The organism is Chryseobacterium sp., from assembly GCF_022869225.1.
Classification (GTDB): domain Bacteria; phylum Bacteroidota; class Bacteroidia; order Flavobacteriales; family Weeksellaceae; genus Chryseobacterium.
The window spans coordinates 1,475,571-1,497,352 of sequence record NZ_JALIHL010000001.1 but is presented as its reverse complement, the minus strand read 5'-3'; the positions used below and the strand labels follow the sequence as shown (position 1 = coordinate 1,497,352).

Sequence of the window (21,782 nt, the reverse complement as noted above, 5' to 3'; positions counted from 1 at the left end):
GGACTCTCTTTTTTATTTTTAAAGCTTTTTAAAACTGCAGAAAACAAAATTCTGAGTGGTTCCGAAAGGTGTGGTATGATCTTCGGTGATGCATGTTATTTTTTCAAAATCTGCTTGGAATTTTTCAGATAGAGAATGTTCATCATACTGCTGAATATCCAGTCCGCTGCATTTGGAAGGCCCATTTTTGGAAAAAGTTCCTAAGACCATACAATGATTTACATATTGGCCTACAATATCAATATACTTTGAAACCTGTTCCGGAGCCGTCAGAAAATGAAAGGCAGCCCTGTCATGCCAGATATCATACGATTCTGCAGATTCAAATGTAGTAATGTCCGTTACGATCCATTTCACCGTATCAGCGGCATTTCCCAGTCTTTTTTTTGCTTTTTCCAAGGCCTTGGCAGAAATGTCAAGTACTGTAATATTTTTATATCCTTCTCTGATAAGAAAATCTACAAGATTACTGTCCCCACCGCCGATATCAATGATTTTTGCATCTTTACCCAATCCGAATGAATGGATAAAATCAAGGGATGTTGAGGGTTTTTCCTGGGTCCAGCTTACCTGGTCGGGATTTTTGGTTTCATAGACATTTTCCCAATGGCTTTTATCAGAAGAGCTCTTCATTCTTTAAATTGATTATTTATTTCCTCAAATTTATTAATTAATCCGTCAAGTTTTACCTGTTGTTTTTTTATTGTTTTCGGCCTGATGTAAAACCAGTTAAATCCGATCCAGGCGAAAGTAAGAATATAAGCAAGGACAGCATATACCAGCTGCATTTTTGAAGTATACTCATACATATACAGGCAGATTCCCAAAAACAGCATGATGAAATATACATTCAGCATCGTGGTCTGCATCCATTTCTGTTTGCTTTTTACGGAATATAAATTGTGCAGGTATTCACTGTTTGACTGGGTATTGTCAATGGTATAGAACGTCATAAACAGTTTGTTATAAGCCGACAGGAAGATAACCATGGCCAGGATGACAAGGACAATTCCGATCTTTGTAGTCAGCAGCTGAGGCTGGTAATGGTACCAGATATAGCCAATGCATAAAGAAGTGGCAAGGAGTAAAATGTTCGTAAGGATCAGCTTACGGAGATTTTCATTCTTGAATTTTTTTAATTTTCGAAGAAGTTCCTCTATATTGGGTTTATCGGAGGTTTGCTTTTTCCAGATATTTTTGAAGTCTATATTAGTATCCATTTTCTTTAAACTTTTTAGTTAGCTTATCTTTGATCCTGTGGATCTTTACCCGTATATTGGATTCTGAAAGTCCCACGATATGGGCTATTTCGGACTGTTTTACTTCTTCCAGTTCTAGGGAGATAATGATCCTTTCTGTTTCAGGAAGCTCTGAGATAAACTGGTAAAGCAGCTGTATCTGAGGTTCCATAGATTCCTGTTTCTTTTCTTCCAGGTTGATGGGCAGATCTGTTTTAGCGAATCTTTTTTCTTTTTCAATCTGCCTCAGGCAATTGTTGGAGGTTATCCTGAAAATCCAGGTTCCGATACTGGATTCATTCCTGAATTTTGGAAGTTGCTGCCAGACAATAATAAAAGTTTCCTGGGCCAGATCCTGAGCTAGTTCGGCATCGTTTACATATCCCATACAAAGCCGGAATATCCTCTGCCAGTAGTGGTCATATATCTCTTCAAATGCCATTATTTTGTGGATAAGAAGTTATTCAGCTGGTTAAAATACCATTCCTTATCATCATACATGATGAAATGTAATCCTTTGGAAGCGTATTGCATATTGGCATTTTTTAAGTTTTTATACTGGTCTTCAATTGTGGGTTTTAAATTAACAAAAAAAGATTCCAATAGAATAAGAGAAGGGCACTCTATGTTTTTTATTTTTTCTCTAAGATCAGTATTGGAGAAGTCACAGTACATGTTGGCAAATGTTTTTCTGTCAGATTTCATGCTCCAGCTGATCACCGTTTCCTGCATGAAAGTATCTGCAAGAAGTCGTGGAATAGCTTGTGTCTGCATTTGACGAAATTGTTCGTCTGTCATGGCTGTTAATTTATTAAAGGTTGATGAGCAGTCATTATTTTCTTTGGAGGTAAATTTTGGATCAGAAATCGCAGCAAGGCAGGGCAATGTATCTACGATCACAATTTTACCTGCCAGTTCAGGATAGTCGGCTGCCATTGCCAACGCAAGGCCTCCGCCCATACTGTGTCCGATGATGATGGGCTTTTCGATTTTATGGTCTTCTATATAGGAGGCAATTCCCTTTTCCCAATCTTTAAAGCTTGCATCCGTTTCAGGCTTTGCCCCTGCAAATCCTGCCATTGTCAATATATAGCAGGTGAAATTTTTTTCAAATTTTGAAGCAGTCTCATTCCATACTTCTCCTGAAGATGCAAAACCAGGAATAAAGATCAGAGACTGTTTTCCTTTTCCTGTTTTCTTTACTTCAAACGGATATGATATTTCCTGACCCAATATATTGCATAAGGCAGCAAAAAATAACATAATAATCAATAGGATTCTGAATTTTTTCATGATTTCTGAGGTTTTAAAGTTTATTTGCCTTTTAGAGACCGGTATTTTAAAAATGTTACAGAAATTTTTAAATTTTTTTAAAATATAACAGAAACTCAATCTATTGATGGATTAGTGTATTGTCCGAAAGGTTCTTGCCATTGAAATTCCGAAGATCAGAAACGTGATGCCCAATAATACGATCATAGACAGGGTAGCTGTATGATAGCCGTTTGAAGTATTGAAATATATTCTCCCAAGGATGCTGACCCCTAATGCAATACTGATCTGCTGTACCGTAAGATAAATACCTGAAGCCACAGATGTGACACCCGGCGGGAGCTGGTGCATTGCATTGGTAAACATGGAAGGAAGAACAATACCGCATCCGGTTCCGTAGAAGAAAAGGATCACAGCAACAGTTGTACTCCTTACACCCGGCCCGTTCAGAAAATAGATGTGAAGAAACAGACAGGCCACCATCAGAATTAACCCCAAAGCCATAAAACGTTCCTGATAATGATGCAGATATTTTACCCCAAACAGAGAAGCGATTACATATCCGATCCCCTGAAAGGCAAATAGGCTTCCTGTTTTTGATGAGCTGAACAATAAATGCTCCTGAAAATAGCTGGCATTAATAAAGAAATAGGCATCCTGAACGAGGCAATACGCTGCGGCCGCTGTTACGGCGATACCAAAACTGGAATAGGTAAAAGGCTTCATACTGATCAAAACATTCTTTCCTGCATGATAATCTTTGCTTTGACGGTAGATAAAATAAATCAAACCGGTTAAAGGGAGCATCGCAATACTAATGGTGCTGCGGTTCCAGCCTTCTTCACCAGCAATGATGATCTGGTAAATCAATAGAACCAGCAGGATAATGAGAGCGGTCTGAGAAGAATTCTGGATCGTTTCCTTTTTTTTAGGCTCAATTTCATGCAGCAATTTTGCAGCAAGCAGAGCAGTAGCCAATGCAAGCGGAACATTGATCAGAAAAATAATCCGCCAGGCTTCAAAAGCCATACTCATATCAGGGATAATACCTCCCAGGACCTGTCCCAAAACAGAAGCAGAGCCGGCAACCGCTCCATAAATCCCCAGGGCTTTGGACCGTTCTCTTTCTCCCTGAAAAATATCAGCGATTAATGCTACCCCCTGTGGAACCATAAATGCAGCGGTAATCCCCTGGAAAAGCCGGCTGGTATTCAGTTGCAGCGGCGATTGGGCTATTCCGCAGAAAAAAGAAAAGAGCATAAAACCAAGCATGGACCGTACAAACACTTTTTTGTGGCCATATTTAATTCCAAACTTACTTCCCGTGATCAGAAAAGCTCCGTATCCAATGATATAAAACACAATGATAAACTGGCTCTCGGCTTCATTGGCATTAATGTTTTCACGGATAGAAGGAATCGCTATATTGACAATAAAAAGATCCAGCACACAAAGGAAAACAGACATGGAAATGAGAAGCAGACTGATTCCATTTTTTAATGATAAAGAGTAAATAGGTTTCATAAGAGAGCATTTAGCATGTATTGATTATTAGAAATCATACAGGAATTATTATGAAGGTAAAATTATACAGATGAATTGCTTAAATTTTGTACTATTGTGCCATAAATTTGTATTAATTAGTCTTTTGAATGATGAATAGTCCGTATAAGATTCTTTATGAAAAGCTGGATGAATGTCCGGTAAGAGGGAAAGTATATCATTTTTATCAGTTGGTATATATTATTTCCGGAAATGGCCGTCAACTGGTGAATGACTATCAAGTGCCTTATAAGTCCGGAGATATGCTGGTTTTAATGCCTTTGGATGTTATTACATTTGACATTCAGCAGACTACTGAATTTCTATTTATAAGATTCAGTAAACACTCCCTCGAACAGGATGCCCTGGCGATGGATAATAGCCTTAAGCTGGAACTTCTGCTGAGTAAAGTTCAATCCAACAGAGGATGTATCCTTAGGGGCGGAAATGATCAGACGGCAGTAAAGTACCTGACGGAGGGAATTGTGCGTGAATCGGTCAATGGAAGTCTGTACAGCAAAAGGCTTATTGAGCAGTATGTCAATGCATTGATTCTGATTGTAGCGCGGAATTTAGCTCAGGCGCCCCTACCGGAAGAGATTTCCGAAAACTCCGACTCGAAGATTGTGAACATTCTGCAATATATTCAAAACCATATCTGTGAACCGGAAAAACTGAAACAGGAACAGATTGGAGCTGTTTTTGGTCTTTCAACCACTTATGTAAGCCGCTATTTTAAAAAGCACACCGCGCAGACCTTGCAGGACTATATCGCACAGTACCGCCTTAATCTCATTGAAAATAAATTGCTGTACACCAATATGCGTATCGGTGAAATTGCCTTTGAACTTGGTTTTACCGACGAAAGCCATCTGAACCATCTGTTCCGGAAATACCGCAATTTGACGCCTTCAGAGTTTAGAAAGAAAAAATCAGCTGCAATGGGACAGAAGCTCTCCTTATAATGATTGAGGTTTTTTAGAAGGAATATGTCTGGGTAATTATTATCGAAATAAATGTAATTTTCCGGAATTTGTTGGATATTTAAAAAAAATAATGACAAAGAGGTGTTTATATTGATAAAAATTAGTAAATTTATTAAATATTTAAGGCTATACCTTACATATTATAGGGGTATCATATAAAAGTGGAATTTTTAACTAAAAAACTAAAAAATATAAATGAGTAGTAGTATCCAAGATGAATTTAAAGTCTTTAAAGACGAGCTGAAGAAGCTTAATATTGAAGTGCAGAAAGTTGTAAAAGTAGGAAACGGAAGCATGGATTTCCATGAGGTTTTCTACAAATCGCCGAGGTATGAAGAGGTGAAAACTGTGTATGTCCAACGACATAATTTAGACAGTATGATTGAAAAATTTAAACAAGCTTATCATTAACAATATAACCGGCGCCACAGAGAATCTGCGGCGCCGGTTTTTTAGGTCTTATTGTCAATCTTTATCCAGTGTGGAGGTTTTTTGGGTTTCCTTCATTCCCGCATAAACGATGAGTGAGAAGAGTATGCATCCTGTGATGTACCAGTAAAAATAATTTTCATTACCGATCTTTTTAAACCAAAGGGCAATGTATTCTGCCGTTCCTCCAAAAATGGCCACGGTAAGGGCATAAGGAAGACCCACTCCGAGAGCTCTGATCTCAGAAGGGAAAAGCTCGGCTTTTACAACAGCATTGATGGATGTGTAGCCACTTACAATGATCAGCGCTGCCATAATCAGAAAGAAGGCTGCCCATATGGAAGTTGTGGTACTGAGCGCCGTAAGGAGCGGAACCGTACATAAAGTTCCCAGGATACCGAATCCCAGTAAAAGAGGTCTTCTTCCTATTCTGTCGGAGAGACTCCCAAATACCGGCTGAAGACAGGCAAATATAAATAATGAGATAAATGAAACCAAAGTGGATTCTTCTTTGGTAAGATGAACCGTATTGACTAGGAACTTCTGCATATAAGTCGTATAGGTATAGAATGCCAGTGTCCCGCCTAAAGTTAATCCTACAACGGTAAGAAGCGCCTTGGGATGTTTTAAAAGTTCTTTGACTGTTCCTTTTTTCTTTTCGCTGACTTCTTTTTTATTTTCAAATGCTTCGGTCTCATGGAGATTGGCTCGCAGATATAAAGCAATGATGGATAGCATAGCGCCGATTACAAAGGGAATTCTCCAACCCCAATCTTCCAGCTGGGCTTCCGTCAATAGTAATTTCTGTAAAATAAGCTGGATTCCCAGCGCAATAAGCTGTCCGCCGATCAGCGTCACATACTGAAAACTTGAATAAAATCCTCTTCTGTTCTGAGTGGCCATTTCGCTGAGGTAGGTGGCGGAAACTCCATATTCACCTCCTACGCTTAATCCCTGAAGCAGTCTGGCAACAAGTAATAAAGCAGGAGCAAGAATCCCTATCGACTGATAGGTAGGGGTGAGGGCAATCAGAAGTGATCCGAATGACATCAGCAATACGGAAAGGGTCATTGCTCTTTTCCTCCCGATTTTGTCGGCAATACTTCCAAACAACCAGCCTCCGATAGGACGCATAAGAAATCCGACAGCAAATATCCCTGCAGTATTCATCAGTTGTGCATTGAGATCAGAATCCGGAAAGAATGAATGGGAAAAATAGATGGCAAAGGCGGCATAAGCATACCAGTCGTACCATTCTACCAGATTCCCGATAGATCCGCCTATAATGGCTTTGATTCTTTGGCCGGAGGTAATAGGTGATGAGTTCATAGATCAAAGTTAAACGTGGAATCAGTTTTTAGTAAAGATTCTTTTTATTTTAGCCAATAATCCTGGTTTTGCCGGATTGGCTTGAGAGGGAACTTCAGGGAGATGCTCTTTCTGATCCTGATCTTCAGTTTCAACTTCTCCTTCCGTTTGTTCCTGAGCTGCTTCTATCACAGATCTTACCAGGCTTTCTGCATCTTTACTTTCTTTAACATGAATTCTGTTAGGTTCCTGTATCTTTTGCCCTGTGATTTCTTCGAAATTAATTTTAGCCTTATTAAAAACTGCAATTTCAGTTTCGGGCCTGTCATCTACATGAGTCATTTCTGGGACGAGCCCTGAGCTTTGCCGTACAGAATCACATTCAAAGTCGGTCATGATACCCAGGTATATTTGGGCGGCTGTTTCTGTTTGTCCTGCTTTTCCATACGTTTCTGCAAGCTGAAGCATATCTTCTCCCACTTCATACTTTTCAAGAATGTTGTCAATGGAGTGGGTTACTTTAGCCTTTGCTGTGGAAAGATTAGCGATCGCTTTTTCCTGTTCCGGCTTATTCTTAAGTATATTGATCAATTCCTGAATATGAAGTCTAATTTCGGGATCCACTTTATATATATGCTCTGAATCTGTAAGATACGCCCCCTGATTCATGGCCGTTAATGATACGTCCTGTATATAAAGCCCCATTGTAAAAGCCAGTTCAACGAGTATATTGACAAATTGGGCTAATAGCTCTCTGTCCAGTTCTGACTTTTCAAGAGTTTTATAAAGCTGAACCCCTTCTGTGAACTCTATCTGATATTTTTCCGGGGCAAAACTATTTTCATCTGCATGAACCGTTTTTCCCTCTAATATCTCCAATAAGAATGCGTGTATCTGAAGTTCTTTTAAGTTTTTTAATAGCTCTTTTACTTCTTCAAATTTGTTTTCTCTGATTAATTCTATCATTTTTCCCAGTTATAAAGAGAGGCAAGATACAAATTTCATTAAAAAATAAAACCATCCCCGGAAAAGGATGGTTTGTTTTGGCAGTGATGTAAAATCATTTTAAAACCGATACCCCAGAGAAAGCCCGCTTCTGAAACCGGCCCACGGCCCGTCTACTCTTATTTTAGCACCATTTGCATTTGTTTCAACGGTATAATCTACAATCGGGATATCCAGTTTTTCTATTTCTTTTTTAAGCTGTGCCTGCATATCAGGAGTGAGTACATAATCGCTGGTCATGGTAAAATTACCTTTTCCGCTTCCGTAATGGGCCCCGGCGATCCAAAAGTCCAGCACTAAATTTTGGCTTCTGGTAAGGAAAAACTGTACTCCCACCATGAGTCCGCCACTGTTTCCTTTGGTGCTTCCCTGCCCTTTAATAGGAATGTGATAGGTGTTGCCATCAGGACCGTTATAATCATAATAAAAATCAAAAGTATTGGAAGAAACATCTGAATAACGATAGTAAGGAGCAATATAGAAACCTTTTCCATAGCCTTTTCCAAGATAAAATCTCGGCTCTATTGTGAATTGGGTTGCTTTTACTCTGAGGTTCTGAAATCTTTTCTCATCCTCATCTTTCAGGAAAGAGTTGATAAAAGGAACTTTCCCTTCCGGCATGGTTCCAAAACCAATGTTTAATGAAAACCATCGGGTGATGGCTCTTTCGTAAGACAGGTTGATATTCCGGAAGGCATATCCTGTAACATTCGTTTTGACAATATTCATCTTATCTGCCGTAATGTTTTCGTTTTCCTGAGCACAGACTTGTGAAAACAGAAGACAAAGAGGTATTATGGCTGCTTTTTTCATGATCTTATATTTTGTGTTGTAATATTATACCAGCAAAAAACGGGCTGAATTTAATATCACAATGCTCATTGAAAAAAATAGTAATAATTTTCTATAGCTTGGGTGGTTTTTTAGTTCCAAGACCAGGCTAGACGTAACAAATGGCAGCTTCAAAATGTCTTATGAGTATATTCCATGTTAGCTATGAAAAAAACAATATATGCTGTGTTTATTCTCTGGGGAACCTGTATGTTGGCACAGGAAAAAGTAAGTGATACGCTTGATGCATCCGGTATAAAGGAAATTCAGGAAGTGATTCTGAAATCACAACGTAAAAAACAATTTGCAGATAAAGCGGTTTATACTTTTGATAGGGAAGCTCTGGAAAAGGCACGTTATGCCAAAGACCTGCTCCGTACCCTTCCGGAGTTACAGCTTGATCCGGTAGCCAATACTATTACCGGTACAAAAGGTGGAACTATCGTATTCCTCATCAACGGAATTGAAGCTACAGACCTGCAGATCCGAAGTGTGGCCCCCGGTGAAGTGATTAAAGTGGAGTATTATGATATTCCACCGGCGAGATGGGCTGCACGGGCAGATACAGTGGTCAATATCCTGACAAGATCTGCAGAAACAGGATCTGTTTTTGGAGCTGATGTCTCCTCGGCTCTTAATACAGGATTTGTCAACGGCTCAGCCTATGCCGGTTTTACCAGAGGGAAAAATAATTTGGGACTTGAATATTCCCTCAACTTAAGGGATTATCATGACAGAAGAGTCAACAGTATCTATGATTATCAGCTGGGTGGGAAACATTACCGCTCAGATGAAAACAGAACAGACCACTTCGGCTATACCTTTCAGAATGTTGCATTACGTTATACAAGAATGGTTCCTGATGATTATTCTTTTCAGGTCAAATTGAATACGGATATTTTCAGCCGGTTTTCGAAGGGCGCGGGGCAGAGTGTTTTTACGCAGGATAATTCCAGTGAAGCACATGCCATGTTTAAAAATAACGGTTCCGATTATGTGATTCCTAAGCTGGATTTGTATTATTCAAAAAAGATGGGTGGAAAGGATGAGGTAAGCATTAATGTAGTTGGCTCTCATTATACAACCAATACATCAGAGACGGCAAAAGAATGGATAACAGGTTCGGGGATGCCAGTGTATGACAATGATATGGTTTTGAAAGCCAGGCAGACCAGTTGGGTAGGAGAACTGGCCCATACTCATGATTTTAAAGCTGGAAAGCTTTCGTCCGGATACCGGATTTCGAGAACATCTATATCCAATGATCTGAATAATCTTGCAGGATATTCCCAATACAGCGTCAACTATCTCGAGCAGTATTTTTATACAGAGTTTTCCGGGAAAGCGGATCAGTTCAGCTACCGTATTGGAGCAGGATTTACCAATATCCATAATAAAAGTGCCGAGAATACTTTTGATAGATGGACTTTTACGCCTAAGGTTATTTTAGGATACCAGCTGAAAAATAATCAGAGTCTTCGCTATACGGGAAGCTATAGTCCGGTAAGCCCCTGGAGTAATGCGCTTAGCAGCAATGTGGTACAGCTGGCTCCCAATATCGTGCAGCGCGGAAATCCTTTTTTGGAATCCCAGCAGGTATTTTCCAATCATCTGGCCTATTCTTTTAATAATCAATATTTTGATTTTAATGCAGCTTTATTTTACCGCTATACGGATCAGGTGATCAATCAATATTATATTCAGGATGACGTATTGGGAGGATATGCTCTCACCTATGAGAATGGAAAGAACGGCCAGCGGTACGGAATACAGCTCACCGGATCCTACAAGCCTTTTGGAAACAGTCTTCTTGTTGTAAAGGCGGTCATCACCCCTACTTCAGAAACGGTAAGAACCAGTAAGGGAGCATTGATTAAAAATAATTTTCTGGGAAATTATTTTGTGCTGTCTTCAGAGTATAAATCCTTTTCACTCCAATACCAGTTCAATATTCCGGTATATAGCCTTAGCGGAGCGTTTCTCAATACCAATGAAAACCAGAATAATATTTTTGTAAGTTATAAACATCAAAACTGGACCTTTTCTACAGGGATGTATTGGATCGGGATGCCTTCGGAATACAAAACGAAAAGTCTTTCGGAAAGTCTTGTTGATTACAGAGTACATACTCAGATCATGAATAATAAATCCATGTTTGTACTGGGCATCAGTTATGATTTCTCAAAAGGGAAGAAAACAGAACTTCAGAGAAAGCTGAATAATGAAACAGCTCCGGCTGCTACTTTTTAAAATTCAAATATCTGACGATACCCAAATCCCCGTCCAGAATTGTGAGCGGGGATTTTTATTTTATTTCTTAATGAATTTTATATTCTTCTTCGCGTCAGAATTCTTTTCGCTGACCGGTTTTTCATCCATACTGTAGAGGTTGGCTGTTGCATAATTTCTGCTGTAATTAAAAATGTTCATTGATTTTTACGGGAAGTCAAGTAGTTAAATAAAGCGGCCGCCCGATTTTATCGGGCGGCCGCTCTGTGCATTAAATAGTTTATTTTCTAGTTACTGAAGATCATTTTGCGGTAAGCATGAATATCTTCTATGGTTACCACACTCATTCCTTTTTTCACTGCAAAGTCTACAATCTCGGGAAGTCTTGCCATGGAGCCGTCTTCATTGGTCAGCTCACAAAGTACGGCATCATCCCCAAGATTAGCCATTTTCACAAGATCTACGCTGCCTTCCGTATGGCCGCGTCTTTCAAAAACACCTCCTTTTTTAGCAATTAAAGGGAAAACGTGTCCCGGACTGGCAATATGTTCAGCCTGAGCATCTGTTGCCACTGCAGTCCTGATCGTTGTAACACGGTCTCTGGCTGAAACTCCTGATTCAACTCCTTCTCTGGCTTCAATAGAAATGGTAAATGCGGTTTGATTTTTTGAATTGTTTGTTTCCACCATGGGACGAAGGTTGAGGTGCCTGCTTTTCTCTTCGGAAATGCATAAACAAACGATGCCGCTGCATTCGCGGATCAAAAGGGCCATGTCCTGTTCTGTAATAGTGGAAGCGGGAAAGATGATATCGCCTTCGTTTTCGCGGTTTTCATCATCTACTAAAAGAATACCTTTTCCCTGTTGTAATGTTTGAAGTGCTTTTTCTACACGTTCTCTGGAGGTAGCTCCGAATTGTTCTAATAATTTTTCCATGTTATTTTACTTTTAAAAGTTAAAATAGTCTTCGGTACATGGAAATGAAATACGACTCAATAAGAATCCCCAAGGAATCTTACCGGTCATCTCATTTTCTTCTCCCATCCAGACTTTAACTGTCGGTTTTGGAATTTCACCAAATCAGTCCCTTCGAATGAAAGGAGTCGCGGACTGTGACCGCCGGTAGGGATTTTCACCCTGCCCCGAAGAAAACTTATCCTAAGTTTTGCTGTATGTTTTAATTTAAATTTTTATTTCATTGAATAAATTTAATGCACAGGCCGCTAATTTCGGGAAGTTTTTTGAATTGGAGAAGAAATTTGATTATTAAAATACGATAAGAGCCGTTTTATTCCCTCAGTATTTTTTCCATGGGTTTCCCTTTTGCCAGCTCATCAATCAGTTTGTCCATATAGCGGATATTTCTCATCAGTTCATCCTCTATGTCTTCTACCCGGTATCCGCAGATAACTCCTTTTATTAAAGAGGCATTAGGATTCAGTTGCGGAGCTTTTTCAAAGAATGTTTTAAAATCGGTTCTGTGATCTACTACCTCCTGTAAACTCTTTTCGTCATATCCCGTTAGCCAGAAAATAATTTCATGGACTTCGGATTTCGTTCGCCCCTTTTTTTCTGCCTTTTGAATATAGTGTGGATAAACACTGGCAAAAGCCATGGCAAAGATTTTGGTGTTCTGCATGGTTTTTAGATTTAAATCAGTTCTTTAATTACTTGATCCAAAATACTGTTGAACTCATCCGGTTTCTCAAGCATAGGGTAGTGGCCGGTTTCAGAGATAGAAACACAATCGTAGTTTTTCAAATACTTACGGTTGCTTTCAATATTCGTGGGTGAATTGTCTGAATTAATAGCCCGTACAGGGATTTGAATCTGTGCTGCAACCGGTCTGAAATCTGTTGTATACAAAGGTCTGAGCAGATTGATCACCACTTCCGGTTCATTTTGAAGAAATTCATGAGATAACCTTTCCTTTACGGCAGCAGGGGTGTTTTCTGTAAACAGATATTGAGGAAGAAAATTTTTTACGGCATTTTTAAAATCATTCCGATAATGGGTAAACATGACTTGTTCAGCCTGTTCTTCTGTAAAAGACTCATCCAGATCTTTTAAAGTGTCAATCAGAATAATAGCTTTTACTTTTGGGGTTTTCAAAGCCGCTTCAAGAACATAAGCTCCGGACATAGAGTGTCCAATAAGTATGATTTCCTGTGAATCGATAGCATCGGTGACAGCTTTAATATCATCAGCATACAGTTCACTTGTCCAGTTTGGTCTGGAGGTATCAGACTTTCCGTGCCCTGCCAGATCCATTTGTACAATATGATATTGATCTTTAAAGTATTCCTGCTGATGAGTCCACCAATCCGTGTTACCCAGCCATCCGTGAACAAAAACGAGTGAAGTTTTTCCCTGCCCGGATTCTTTATAATGTATGTTCTGACCGTCTGAGGATATTGTATGTTTTTCCATGGAATTGTTTTATTGAATTTTTTATATGAACTAATTTACAAAAAGCTTGCTGAAAGGGAGTATATTTCTTTTGAAAAGGAATTGTGTGGAAATAAGGCAGGAAAACACAAAGGCACAAGTAATTTGTCAGCGGTATGTTGTAAGGTGTAAAGATTTTTATCGTCGGTACAATGTACTATTGCATATTGAAGTGAGAATGTTCTTTTCTAATATTAAATGCTATCCCTCACAGATTTTGCAGATTACGCAGATGCTGTTGGAAAAATCTGCGTAATCTTTCCGGATCTGGGATCTGCGAGAATATGTAATTGCCCGGTAGATCTTATTTTTATGTCTTCCAATACGGGATAAACAACTGAAAAATTACCACTTCCAGATCTGTGGCTCGTCTCTCCAGATCAATAATCTGAATTCCTCATAATGATCTCCATCCCCAATGATATGGCGGTCTCTTTGTCCTTTCCCCAGTTTCAACTGATGCAAAATACCGGAATGTGCACCTACCCAAAGTGTTTCTTCATCATCGGAAATGGCCATTCCGGAGATGGTGGATCCCAGGAAATATTTCCATAGGCGGTTCCCCTTTTTGTCGAATGCCTTGATATAGCCATAGGCATCCCCCAGAATGTAATAGTCTTTGGCTGTGACTCCTGCATATACTCTCATTTCTTCATCAATGAAGGTAAAGTCATCGCTTTCCGTATACGCTTCAATATCAGCGCCTGCATACTGGTCAGAACTGATGCCAATGGTAATGCCATTGTAGAAATGACAGGAGTTGGTAATAAGCTGGCTGCCATCTTTGGAAAAAAGACAGAAGTGAGGATAGGAGGATTGGGGACCGATTGCTCCTAAGGTATTGCCTTCAGAATCTAATATTCTGTGATCATATCCCTGATCACCAACAGCGATATAAGAATTATCATGGGACAGCGCTGCGTTTTCCATGTCTATTTGTGAGGTCCATTCTTCATCATTATCCTCGTTGACAGGGTGGATGAGCTTTTTTTCCTCATGGGAGATCAGGTAAATTCCATCTGAAGAAACGACAAGAACCTTACTTCCGTCGTTGAATGGAGTCATTTCTGTAATCCCGAAATCTGCAGACATATTGAGCTCAAAATCATTGATGAGTTCTCCGTCCCAGCCATTGCAGACTGATATCCTGTTTGCATTGGCTACAGCAAAGATATTTCCCTGTTTAGATTTTCCAACGGCATGGATGTTTTCATCCAGCGGAGTTGCCTGATCATGATCAAGCAGATAAGCTTGTCTTTTTTCATATGAAGTTCCGGTTAGAAAAACGATTTTCCGGTCAGTTATAAAATGGAGCTGCTCAATGCTTTGAGATTTTTCTTTCAGTAAAGGAATGATGGGGGCGTGTGCCGGTGGAAAATGCGCTCTGAATTGCTCATTCTCTTGATTTAAATTGGCTTTTTTAAGCATTTCAAAAACCTCAACAGCTAAATGTTCTCTTTGGTCATCCGGTTCCTGGTCTTCCCAGTTTTCCCAGCCGTTTTTCTCTCCAAACTCAACCATTTCATTGATTTCTGTGGCATAGCGTTCTCCTTTCGAGAACCATTCTTCTTGAGTTGCAGTATTGTACATTGAACAGTATATTTTATGATATGTTTTTTATTTATTGGAAAGAAACCCTGGTTTCATGATAACCGCTGATTTTTATGCTGCTCCCTTTTAACAGAAGGGTATTGGTTTTTCCCATTTTTTGTGCTGTAAATTTAAAATATATTGCACTTAGTTTTTTCCCCGGGTTGAATAATTTTTCTTTTTTTATCAAATAGTTTCCGTCTTCTTTGATGTGAAGGGTATCTGTGGGCTCTTCTATAAAATAATGGGTCGTATTATCATCCTGATTTTTTATTTGAAAGCTTTTGGAGATGTAGAGCAGATTTACATTATACAGATGAGACCAGCGTATTGGGAAGTCCTTGTTTAAAGAAGCTTGCCGGGTACAGATGATAGAGCCGGAATTGCTCTGTGCCAGGGTAGGAGCATTTCCCAGAAAGAATTTTTTACCGTTTTTCAATTGAATTTCCAAGGTATACTGGTTGTTTTCAGGCTGTATATCTTCAATACGGTAATAATAATGTTGGGAGTAATACAGATGTTGCATGACCTGATAATCGGCTTTCTTTTGGTTGACCCATACAGTGATCGAGTTATTACCAGCCTCCTTGCCCTTTTTGTCATATAAAATAACGGAAACTGAGTTGTCTTTATTATCAGACAGGCTTTGGTAGATATCTATTTCAGCTCTCAGTTCAGAAATATCTGTGATTGCAGCAGGGGCCGGCCCGGAACAAGAATTGAGCAGAAAGAAACTGCAGAAAACAAGAACAATAAGAAGATTCTTTTTCATTATTTCGGAGGTATGGTTTTCTGTAGGTTAAGGTACGAAAATGATAGTTCCCCTGTGATTTAATAGGTTAAAGAATGTTTATTTTTTTGATCTTAAGTTGGCAATGATGGAAATTCACTGTGGCCCCATTCATGAGATTTTTAACGGCTATCCTATAATTATGTTTTCAATAGAGGGAATCCTTGGATTGTGGATAAGTTATCCACATTGTTTACAATTTATCTGCGGTTAATTGGCTTGGATATTAGGTTTTTCCGGGATTTTCACAATTGGGTCTGGGAGTAAGAAAAAAAAGTTATCAACATTTTATTCACAATAAGCAACAGGGATAATATGGCGGATTATAAATTCAACCTATGGGAAGAGCTTTATTTTTCTGATAAAAGTTTTTAAGCATTTCTTTTCCGTCTGTATTATTGGGGTTGAGTTGAATTGATTTTTCATAGTTTTCAATCGCAGACTTTTTATTTCCTTTTAGCATATAAGCTTCTCCTAAACTGTCATATACATTCCAGAAATTAGGATAGTTTTTAGTATTGTTTAAAAATACCTCAATGGCCCTATTAATATTGCCGGACCGAAGTTGCTTATAACCACGGTTGTTAACGAAATTTTCTGTTGGATATATCATATATCCGAACTCCTTTGAAAAGGCTGTCAAAGTGAAGCTGAATTTCTTTATAGGTCATTACAGTATTGCTGTCATGATCAAAAAACCAATTTTTATAAATGAATTTCAGGGCATCCAATATCTTTTATAGGTAACTGAAAAATGATTTTCTTCTATATACTGTTTAAAATCCCATTCAAAAGAAGTTGGAGCAAGGTGTTTAAGCTAAAGATTGATCAGTTGACATCATATGACTTGTATTTTTAAAATTCAAATTCATTTTATTCAATGGGATGAATGAGTATGAATGATTTTTTATCTACCTTATAAAACACCCCATTATCAGTTCCTGTAATATGGGTAAACCCGGAATGAATTTGATAAACCTCATTTGATTTGAGATTCCAGACAAAAAAACTTGATTTATCTTTATAAGTAGAATGAAATATAATATTTCCTGCTTTGGCGGAAATAGAACCTGCACCTATACATTGGGAAGGCGTTTCGTAACTGGTAAGGTGTAAGGTATTAAGATCGAGTTCCTGCAGGGAGAAATTTCCGTAACCGTTAAAAATTATTCTTTGATTTCCCATATTGGCCAGGCAGTAACAGTCAATAAGTTTTTCCTGTGTTGTATTTGAATTATACCCATAAAGCTGTTGGCCTTTGAAATTAAATACAGCTACGGCATCATTATTAGGACCGTAATTGCCTAGTACCCCTTGATCAAAATAGGAAACTATTATTTTCTTAGCATTGATTTTGATATCGTTAATATGTTCTCCAATAGTAAACCTGACCTTAATATTTCCGTTATAGTCAATTATTAATGCATTGTCTATAAGATTGTGTTGATCAACAATGATCAGTATTTTTTCCTCATCGATAATTTTCACCATTATGATCTCCATTCCCAGATGTAATGGAGTTTCAAGACAAAAAGCAACAATATTGTTTTGAGAAGTTACCGCAATATAAGTTCCAAGGCCGTCTGTGGATAAATGTTTAATATTTTCCTGGATTAAATTGAGTTCTATTGTTTTGGCTTTCATGATTGTTGTGTTAATTGAAGTCAGTCCCTGTCCTAAATTTTATGACTGACATAGTGAACGATAGGATTGGTTAGGATCGTCTTCAATGGGGCGGCAGGTTCATTCTATACATTCTTTTCTTGGTTTTTATTTCTGATCCTTATAAATATTCCAGAAGTTGAAATCCGTCATTGGAGCATCGGTGATCCCGACATTTCTTCCCATGGTTACAATCTGGCCGCGGTGGTAGATTCCATGCATGATCACATGCTGGATGTATTCATATTTGGAGAAGTCACACTGGAACCATGGAGACTCAATTTTTACCTTTTTTTCCAGATCTTCTTCGGATAGGTTTTCCACATAATCCACCAGTTTTTGTGAGTTATTTTTGATAGCATTGAAAACTTCTTCTTTTCCGGTGGCTGCTGCTGTTTGGGCAAAGTCGAATTCGTTATTTTCAGCAATATAGCTCCACCAGTATTCCTGAGTCTGCCAGATGTGGTGCAATGTTTTTAAAATGGTCGGAAAGCTTGAAATAACTTCCTGGTTAAGCTGTTCGTCTGATTTTGTGGATAACCAGTCGATGTATTTGATAACGACCCAGTTGTTGTACTGTACACTTTTGGTGATCAATGTTTTTAAGCTCATTATATAAATATTTTGTTTGTTGTTGCTGAAGTATAGTGATTCAGTTTCCGATGTCATGAAAGCTGAACGGGATTACAGCCCCAAATGGCGGTTATGATCAGTGTTGTCAGGATGAATCAGTGCTTTGTTAGTGTAGGTGGCAGCTTCAAATTCATCAATACTGACTGACAGGAAAGAGATGCTTGGAAGCAATTCTGTAAGCCGTACTGTAATCTGTTTTGAAAGATGGGCTCTTTGTTCCTTATTACGCCCCTCCATGATATACCCAAAAACATGTAAAAAGTTCTTCTTATCATTTCCCAGTCGATAATATTGATAAGGCTGGAGCCTTACTTTTATATCATTAGCAGCAAACAGGCCTGAGGATTCAGCAGCCTCATATACTGCATCCATTAAGTCAGAAGGGTTTCTTTCCTGAAAGATATCCTGTGAACAGTCTATAATGAAATGAGGCATACTTAATATTTTGTTGGATAGGATAAAAATAAGAAAAATAGTAATTGAATGGTCTGGTTTATAGCTTCAAACCCATACTTTAGCTGTACAGGCTGTTTTAATAGTCTATCATAATGAAGTCGAGATTTTTAATCAGCAAAGAGAAAATATTCATCGATTGCTGAGTAGGAGGATATTCGTATTTTTTTCTTAGTTCAGTTATTTCTTCTTTTGACATCCTTTTTGTATTCTTTGGGGAAAGATCTTCTTTTTTTGGAAAGTTCCCAAAATTCAAGCGGGTCCTGAAGTTCTCTTCTATAGGCTTCAGTTTTTTTATATTCTTCAAACTGATTGATCTTCAGTTGTATGAAATCTTCTTTGCCGACCTCTTTTTCTTTGATAGCAGCATCCTTTTGGATGGTCATTAATGTATACCGTTCATCGGCGTATCCAAAATTAGCAGACTCAATAAATTTTCCTGTGGGAATAACCAGTATTCCTGAATAATTAAGTGTTATTTCCTGGTCTCCGAATATTTCCTTAAAAACAGAAATGTATTCCCCTTCTTTGGACCGGAGGTCTCTCACTTTAAGGTCTGCTACCCGTAAAGTGTTATTTTCGATCTTAAATGTCGCAATATGAGATAATTTCCCGTAGAAACCGGAGGTAAATTTTTCCCGTTCTGTATTTTTTATACATTTTTAACTTGCCTCCAAATAGAGAATGGTATTCGGGATGGTCCTTAAAAAATGAGGTCAGCGAATTATTGAGTAATTCATATTCTTTTATTAATAATAATATTATCCGGTATTTGCGAGGTGGCAAAAATGGTTGTAAAGGAAAAAATAAACAGAATAACGGCTAGTTTGAATTTCATGTCTTTTAGTTGAAGGAATTGGCGGAAAGTAGTTGCAGAATTAATAATCTACTATAATAAAATCAGGAAGAGTACTCCCTCTCATGAATCTGTCAATATTTTTTTGGGTAGGACGAAACGGGAATTCTTTTTCTGAATCTATATTCCATTCTTTGATCAATTTTTCTACATTATTTTTGTATTCCTCGGTTTTTTTATACTCATTAAAGCGGCGTGCTTTAAATTTTTTATATGCATTCTGGTCCAGCTCTTTTTCCTTTTCCACATGATCTTTCCGGACTGTTATCAGTCTGTACCGGTATTCTGACGGATGCTGAATGGTACTACTTACAACCTGTAAAGGAATCATAAGTATTCCTGAATAGTTGATGGTTATTTTTTTATTTCCAAATATTTTTTGATAGACAGAAATATAGGTATTTCCTACGGTGTCCGGATTGGGAACCTCCAGATCTTCCAGGCTTAAAGTATTATTCTCAATTTTAAATGTAGCAACATAGCCGCGGTAATTGGCAGATGTAAGAGGAATTATAGATTCTCCATTTTGATCTTTGAACAGCTTCAATTTATTTCCTGAAAGAGGATGATACTCAGGATGTTCATCAAAATATTTCTCCAGTGGAGTATTGATCAGATCATACTTCATAGTATTGATGATAATTTTGTCCGCTACCTGAGAGGTCGCAAAAATTTTTACTGCCGAAAATAAGATGATGAGGACTACTATTTTTAATTTCATGACGGATCTATGCTCATATTGAAAATACGAATGTACTGTTTTTACAGTGTTGAATACAATTAATTAAGCCGGGTTATTTGAGCCAGGAATTCTTCCGGAGTGATCGTTCCCATACTGAATTGAAACTGTAACAATTCTGTTTTTTCATTTTTGTTGAGAGGGCGGTTGTGAATGCTATGGATGATTTCATCTTCATTGTGGATAACTTGTAAAATATGCGTTTTATTTTGAAAGGCTTTAAAATATCGAACACCCAACTTTCTTTGGGAGAAGGCATCAAAGTGGATATTATCAGGGTTCGCAGTTAAACCTTCAGATGTAACGAAATAGCAGTTGTCATGGTCTTCTGCGAATTTTTGCAGGCATGTATCGATTTCCTGATGTTCATTGAAATATTGTCCATAGATGCCATTCTGTAAAAAATCTCCCAGACCTCCTACCATAAGAGGAATTTCCGGAACGTTAAGTTTTTCTCTGAGTGTTTGAATAATCATGCTGAGTTTTTCCACATATTGTGGATAACTTTTTCCATAGCTGTCACTTTCTCCCTGATGCCAGAGAATTCCACTCAATGTACTGATCTTTTGAGCCGCTTTTGCTTGCGAAACAGCATGCTGAAATAAGGGACCTTCAATGTTCCAGTCATTAAGGCTTGTTCCGCCATCAGCACACGGAATTAATCCAATATGATCTTCCTGATGGTGGAATAGACGCCATGAGGCAGCAAATGAAGCGGCTAAACTGATCCCTGCAGTGGGTCTGTCAAAATTAACAGGCTCTGCCATAGTTTGCCATCTTCCGTTTCTAAGCATCTTAATTTTTTCATCATATATAGGCGGAACATCCTGTAAAAAGCCTCGTCCGGCCATATTGGATTGTCCTATCATTAAAAAAGAATGGGTCATAAATAATGTGGATAAAATTGTTAATAACTTATTGATAAAATAGAAATTCAGAGGAAAATAATAAGAAGGTATATTTTCACTTCTCAAAAACAGAGATGTTTTTTTACTACTTCCAGCATATTTATCTTTTAGAAATAATAAAAAGAATGGTTGAAAGGTGATGGGATCTATTTCTATGGTACGGGTGTATAAATAAGCTGTACAACTCCGGATGTAAAGACATTGGTCTTGATCAGTTTTAAATTCAGTCTCTCTTTTATCTCTTCAAACAGAGGTTTTCCACTTCCCAGGGCAACGGGATGAACTGATATTCTGTACACATCAATCAGGTTATGCAGGATAAAGGTTTTGATAAGATTTGCGCCGCCATACAGCCAAATATCCTTGCCGCCTTGTTTTTTGAAGTCCGAAACTTTTTCCACTATATCAGAAGTAATGAAAGCTGCATTTTCATCATCCCTATGCTGGCTTGAAAACACCCATTTTCTTTTTGAATGAATGGTTTCCCAAAGCTGCTGTTCTTCAGGCGCTGCATCTTTACCCGGCTGATAATTTCCCCAGGCATCATAACTTACCCGTCCATAAAAAATGGTGTCGATACCGGAGAGGAATCCGTCAAAATCCATATCATCATCCATGATACACCAGTCGGTTTCTCCGTTCGGTCCTTCAATAAATCCGTCCAGGGTAGTGGCCAGGTCGAGTATTACTTTTTTCATTATGTCTATAGGAAATGACTTCCTGTTTTTTTATTTGATATATTGCTCCTCCAATCATTCCGGTGATCCCTCCCATATATCCAAAGTTATGAATTGATCCGACATTGACAAAATTGCGGATATCCTGAACTCCATCCGGAATATACCAGTTACAATTTTCAGGAGA

General features: G+C 38.3%; 24 protein-coding genes and 1 riboswitch. Of the genes, 3 read left to right on the top strand and 21 right to left on the bottom strand.

Annotated features, from left to right (window positions below; genetic code table 11):
* Positions 1 to 18 precede the first annotated feature (18 nt).
* From MUW56_RS06980 to MUW56_RS06960, 5 genes are all read right to left on the bottom strand, one after another.
* Complete coding sequence (locus MUW56_RS06980; protein WP_292012521.1) at positions 19 to 633, bottom strand: trans-aconitate 2-methyltransferase; 615 nt, start codon at positions 631 to 633, stop codon at positions 19 to 21.
* Positions 630 to 1,220, bottom strand: a complete 591-nt coding sequence (locus tag MUW56_RS06975; protein ID WP_292012520.1) for a hypothetical protein — start codon at positions 1,218 to 1,220, stop codon at positions 630 to 632. Before MUW56_RS06975 ends, MUW56_RS06980 begins: the two co-directional genes overlap by 4 nt.
* Positions 1,210 to 1,680, bottom strand: a complete 471-nt coding sequence (locus tag MUW56_RS06970) for a sigma-70 family RNA polymerase sigma factor (protein ID WP_292012519.1) — start codon at positions 1,678 to 1,680, stop codon at positions 1,210 to 1,212. The genes MUW56_RS06975 and MUW56_RS06970 overlap by 11 nt, the downstream gene beginning before the upstream one ends.
* Complete coding sequence (locus tag MUW56_RS06965; protein ID WP_292012518.1) at positions 1,680 to 2,531, bottom strand: alpha/beta hydrolase; 852 nt, start codon at positions 2,529 to 2,531, stop codon at positions 1,680 to 1,682. Before MUW56_RS06965 ends, MUW56_RS06970 begins: the two co-directional genes overlap by 1 nt.
* A 111-nt stretch (positions 2,532 to 2,642) precedes the next feature.
* Complete coding sequence (locus MUW56_RS06960; protein WP_292012517.1) at positions 2,643 to 4,034, bottom strand: MFS transporter; 1,392 nt, start codon at positions 4,032 to 4,034, stop codon at positions 2,643 to 2,645.
* A 128-nt stretch (positions 4,035 to 4,162) separates the two neighbouring features.
* Between MUW56_RS06960 and MUW56_RS06955 the strand changes: the two genes are divergently transcribed.
* Together MUW56_RS06955 and MUW56_RS06950 are read left to right on the top strand one after the other, a co-directional pair.
* A complete protein-coding gene (locus MUW56_RS06955) occupies positions 4,163 to 5,017 on the top strand; it encodes an AraC family transcriptional regulator (RefSeq protein ID WP_292012516.1) in 855 nt (284 codons plus the stop codon).
* Between the two features lie 216 nt (positions 5,018 to 5,233).
* Complete coding sequence (locus MUW56_RS06950) at positions 5,234 to 5,449, top strand: hypothetical protein (RefSeq protein ID WP_115970288.1); 216 nt, start codon at positions 5,234 to 5,236, stop codon at positions 5,447 to 5,449.
* Positions 5,450 to 5,503: 54 nt separating this feature from the next.
* On the opposite strand, the gene MUW56_RS06945 is transcribed toward MUW56_RS06950, so the two are convergent.
* The 3 genes from MUW56_RS06945 to MUW56_RS06935 all read right to left on the bottom strand — a co-directional run bounded on the left by MUW56_RS06945 (position 5,504) and on the right by MUW56_RS06935 (position 8,593).
* Positions 5,504 to 6,796: an MFS transporter gene (locus MUW56_RS06945; protein ID WP_292012515.1), complete on the bottom strand. Its 1,293-nt coding sequence runs from the start codon at positions 6,794 to 6,796 to the stop codon at positions 5,504 to 5,506.
* A 21-nt stretch (positions 6,797 to 6,817) separates the two neighbouring features.
* Entirely contained in the window at positions 6,818 to 7,741 is a 924-nt protein-coding gene (locus tag MUW56_RS06940; RefSeq protein ID WP_292012514.1) for a hypothetical protein, read from the bottom strand.
* Positions 7,742 to 7,840: 99 nt separating this feature from the next.
* Positions 7,841 to 8,593, bottom strand: coding sequence for a DUF3575 domain-containing protein (locus MUW56_RS06935; protein ID WP_292012513.1), 753 nt, complete (start codon positions 8,591 to 8,593; stop codon positions 7,841 to 7,843).
* A gap of 183 nt (positions 8,594 to 8,776) precedes the next feature.
* Between MUW56_RS06935 and MUW56_RS06930 the strand changes: the two genes are divergently transcribed.
* Complete coding sequence (locus tag MUW56_RS06930; RefSeq protein WP_292012512.1) at positions 8,777 to 10,861, top strand: TonB-dependent receptor; 2,085 nt, start codon at positions 8,777 to 8,779, stop codon at positions 10,859 to 10,861.
* A gap of 266 nt (positions 10,862 to 11,127) precedes the next feature.
* On the opposite strand, the gene ribB is transcribed toward MUW56_RS06930, so the two are convergent.
* The 13 genes from ribB to MUW56_RS06865 all read right to left on the bottom strand — a co-directional run bounded on the left by ribB (position 11,128) and on the right by MUW56_RS06865 (position 21,616).
* Positions 11,128 to 11,775 (bottom strand): 3,4-dihydroxy-2-butanone-4-phosphate synthase, encoded by a 648-nt coding sequence (gene ribB, locus MUW56_RS06925; RefSeq protein ID WP_292012511.1) that lies wholly within the window; start codon positions 11,773 to 11,775, stop codon positions 11,128 to 11,130.
* Between the two features lie 92 nt (positions 11,776 to 11,867).
* Positions 11,868 to 11,993: riboswitch (FMN riboswitch) on the bottom strand.
* A 134-nt stretch (positions 11,994 to 12,127) separates the two neighbouring features.
* On the bottom strand, positions 12,128 to 12,478 hold the full coding sequence (locus tag MUW56_RS06920) for a DUF2200 domain-containing protein (RefSeq protein WP_292012510.1): 351 nt from the start codon (positions 12,476 to 12,478) through the stop codon (positions 12,128 to 12,130).
* Between the two features lie 11 nt (positions 12,479 to 12,489).
* Positions 12,490 to 13,269 carry an alpha/beta hydrolase gene (locus MUW56_RS06915; RefSeq protein WP_292012509.1) on the bottom strand — a complete coding sequence of 260 codons (780 nt, stop codon included), beginning with the start codon at positions 13,267 to 13,269 and terminating at the stop codon, positions 12,490 to 12,492.
* Positions 13,270 to 13,632: 363 nt separating this feature from the next.
* Entirely contained in the window at positions 13,633 to 14,877 is a 1,245-nt protein-coding gene (locus MUW56_RS06910; RefSeq protein ID WP_292012508.1) for a hypothetical protein, read from the bottom strand.
* Positions 14,878 to 14,908: 31 nt separating this feature from the next.
* Positions 14,909 to 15,649 (bottom strand): hypothetical protein, encoded by a 741-nt coding sequence (locus MUW56_RS06905; protein ID WP_292012507.1) that lies wholly within the window; start codon positions 15,647 to 15,649, stop codon positions 14,909 to 14,911.
* A 349-nt stretch (positions 15,650 to 15,998) separates the two neighbouring features.
* Entirely contained in the window at positions 15,999 to 16,280 is a 282-nt protein-coding gene (locus MUW56_RS06900; protein WP_292012506.1) for a tetratricopeptide repeat protein, read from the bottom strand.
* Between the two features lie 260 nt (positions 16,281 to 16,540).
* Entirely contained in the window at positions 16,541 to 17,311 is a 771-nt protein-coding gene (locus MUW56_RS06895; RefSeq protein ID WP_292012505.1) for a hypothetical protein, read from the bottom strand.
* A gap of 126 nt (positions 17,312 to 17,437) precedes the next feature.
* Positions 17,438 to 17,941, bottom strand: coding sequence for a DinB family protein (locus MUW56_RS06890; RefSeq protein ID WP_292012504.1), 504 nt, complete (start codon positions 17,939 to 17,941; stop codon positions 17,438 to 17,440).
* A 72-nt stretch (positions 17,942 to 18,013) separates the two neighbouring features.
* Positions 18,014 to 18,397, bottom strand: coding sequence for a 5-carboxymethyl-2-hydroxymuconate Delta-isomerase (locus tag MUW56_RS06885; RefSeq protein ID WP_292012503.1), 384 nt, complete (start codon positions 18,395 to 18,397; stop codon positions 18,014 to 18,016).
* A 194-nt stretch (positions 18,398 to 18,591) separates the two neighbouring features.
* The gene (locus tag MUW56_RS06880; protein WP_292012502.1) at positions 18,592 to 18,963 is read right to left on the bottom strand and encodes a hypothetical protein; all 372 of its coding nucleotides are present in this window, start codon (positions 18,961 to 18,963) and stop codon (positions 18,592 to 18,594) included.
* Between the two features lie 330 nt (positions 18,964 to 19,293).
* Positions 19,294 to 19,992: a hypothetical protein gene (locus MUW56_RS06875; protein WP_292012501.1), complete on the bottom strand. Its 699-nt coding sequence runs from the start codon at positions 19,990 to 19,992 to the stop codon at positions 19,294 to 19,296.
* Between the two features lie 59 nt (positions 19,993 to 20,051).
* Entirely contained in the window at positions 20,052 to 20,897 is an 846-nt protein-coding gene (locus MUW56_RS06870) for a sialate O-acetylesterase (RefSeq protein ID WP_292012500.1), read from the bottom strand.
* Positions 20,898 to 21,070: 173 nt separating this feature from the next.
* Entirely contained in the window at positions 21,071 to 21,616 is a 546-nt protein-coding gene (locus MUW56_RS06865) for a dihydrofolate reductase family protein (RefSeq protein ID WP_292012499.1), read from the bottom strand.
* Positions 21,617 to 21,782: the final 166 nt, after the last annotated feature.